Source organism: Actinomadura sp. BRA 177 (assembly GCF_013372625.1).
Lineage (GTDB): Bacteria > Actinomycetota > Actinomycetes > Streptosporangiales > Streptosporangiaceae > Spirillospora.
Map to the genome: position 1 here is coordinate 1 of NZ_JABXFD010000269.1, position 2112 is coordinate 2112.

Annotated in this window: 2 protein-coding genes and 1 pseudogene; 2 read left to right on the forward strand and 1 reads right to left on the reverse strand. The window is 72.4% G+C overall.

The features are described from left to right. Positions 1-212, reverse strand: a pseudogene (locus tag HUX53_RS11820) (hypothetical protein); the annotation flags it as partial. A 270-nt stretch (positions 213-482) separates the two neighbouring features. Here HUX53_RS11820 and HUX53_RS11825 point away from each other — a divergent pair. Both HUX53_RS11825 and HUX53_RS11830 read left to right on the forward strand, forming a co-directional pair. Beyond that, positions 483-1535: a glycosyltransferase family 2 protein gene (locus HUX53_RS11825; protein ID WP_176403221.1), complete on the forward strand. Its 1053-nt coding sequence runs from the start codon at positions 483-485 to the stop codon at positions 1533-1535. A gap of 100 nt (positions 1536-1635) precedes the next feature. Further along, positions 1636-2112 (forward strand): hypothetical protein (locus HUX53_RS11830; RefSeq protein ID WP_217919347.1); only part of this gene is annotated, 477 nt, incomplete at its 3' end.

Consider the following 2112-nt stretch of genomic DNA (forward strand, 5'->3'; position numbering starts at 1 on the left):
GGCGTGACGATCGACGGGATGCCCGCGCCGCGCGGGCCGTCCACCGCCACCCGCGGCGCGGGCATCCCGTCGATCGTCACGCCCTCGATGCCGTCCTCGCCGCCGTCGCCCGCCGCCGGCCGCGCGCCCGGACGCGGCCGGAAGTAGCGCTCCAGCGGATCCGGTTCGGCCGGACGGCCGTCGCCGCGACCCGAGTCGTGCCCGTCTGCCATGCCGGCCGCCGCCTCCCGAAGATCACGTTCCGCCGTACGTCCCCACCACTCTAAAGTGGGGGACACCCGTCCGTTCGCTACCTGGACCTCGTGTCCTTGCAGTAACGTGGCGCCGTCTTGACCACACCCCGGCGGCCCGCACGCGAACCTGGTGTGGCGTGGGCTGCGTCAGGCAAGCGAGCAAGAGAGGAAGGGGCGCCCGCCTCCGGTCTTCCGGTCGGCGCGCGTCCGCGAGCCCACATGAATTCGTCTCCCCGTGCCCATCGCGCCATGAACCAGGAAACCCAGTACGCCGTGAAGACCCGTCCCGAGCCCGGTGATCGCACCTGGCCCGCGGTGTCGGTGGTGATGCCGGTCCTCAACGAGCAGCGCCACCTCGCCGAAGCCGTGCGCGGCATCCTGTCCCAGGAGTACCCCGGCGAGCTGGAGCTCGTGCTCGCGATCGGGCCGTCCCGCGACCGCACCGAGGAGATCGCCCGCACGCTCGCCGCCGAGGACCCGCGCGTCCTCGTCGTCGCGAACCCGACCGGGCGCACCCCGCAGGGCCTCAACATCGCGATCAAGGCGTCGCAGTACTCGATCATCGTCCGGGTGGACGGGCACTCGCTGCTGCCGTCCGACTACGTCCGCGCGGCCGTCGAGACGATGGAGGAGACCGGCGCCGACAACGTGGGCGGGATCATGGCGGCCGAGGGCGTCACCCCGTTCGAGAAGGCCGTGGCGCGGGCGATGACGTCCAAGCTCGGCGTCGGCAACGCCCGGTTCCACACCGGCGGCGAGGCGGGCGAGGTGGAGACCGTCTACCTCGGAACGTTCCGGCGCAGCGCGCTGGAGCGGGTCGGCGGCTACGACGAGACGTTCGTCCGCGCGCAGGACTGGGAGATGAACCACCGCATCCGGGAGACCGGCGGCCGGATCTTCTTCACCCCGCGGATGCGGGTCACCTATCGGCCGCGTCCCAACCTGCGGGCGCTCGCCAAGCAGTACTTCCACACCGGACGCTGGCGGCGTGTCGTCGGACGCGAGCACCAGGGCACGCTCAACCTGCGCTACCTCGCCCCGCCGATCGCCGTGGTCGCGATGACGGCGGGCGCGGTCGCCGGGCTGTTCGGGTTCTGGCCGGGCTGGATCCTGCCCGGCGGGTACGCGGCCGCGATGGTGCTGGGCGCCGCCGTGGAGGGACGCGGGCTGCCGCTGTCGGCCTGGGCGCGGCTGCCGCTGGTGTTCGCCACCATGCACCTGACCTGGGGCGTCGGGTTCCTGACCAGCCCGCCGCGGCTCGGCCAGCCCACCCCGGTGAAACCGGGCGAGTCCGTGCAATAGCGGTCAGAAGAACACAACTACCTCTGAACCAGCGTGCGTTCCCGGGCGTCCCATGGTTGAGTGTGGCGGGATCCCGACCCGCCCCTGTTCGGAGGTGGCCATGTCCAACGGAGCACGTCACGGCCTAGGCGTGGTCGCCGGCCTCGTCGCGGTGCCGGCCATCGCCGCCTGCCTCCTGTACGGGACGGACAGGCTGCGCCTGGTCCTGAGCTTCGGTGCCGCGCGGTTCCAGAGCTACCACGGCAAGGAGCTCTGGATCGGCGCCGCGTTCTTCATCGTGGCGGCGCTCGTGATGGGCCTGGTCACGGGCAGCCGGCTGTCGCCGCTGGCCTCGCTCATCCCCGGCGCGGTCTTCACGGCCGTCGGCCTCGTCTGGTTCGCGTCCCCGCGCTGGGCGATCACCCATTCCGGCAGGGACCTGCTGCCCGACAACGTGGGCATCGCCTACACGACGTTCGGCTCCATGGGCATCTTCTTCCTGCTCGGCGTGATGCTCATCGTGGCGTCGCTGGCGCCGTCGCGGTGGAAGGCGCGCACCGCCGCCGGTGCCGCGCCGCGCTTCGGCGCGCCGCCGCCC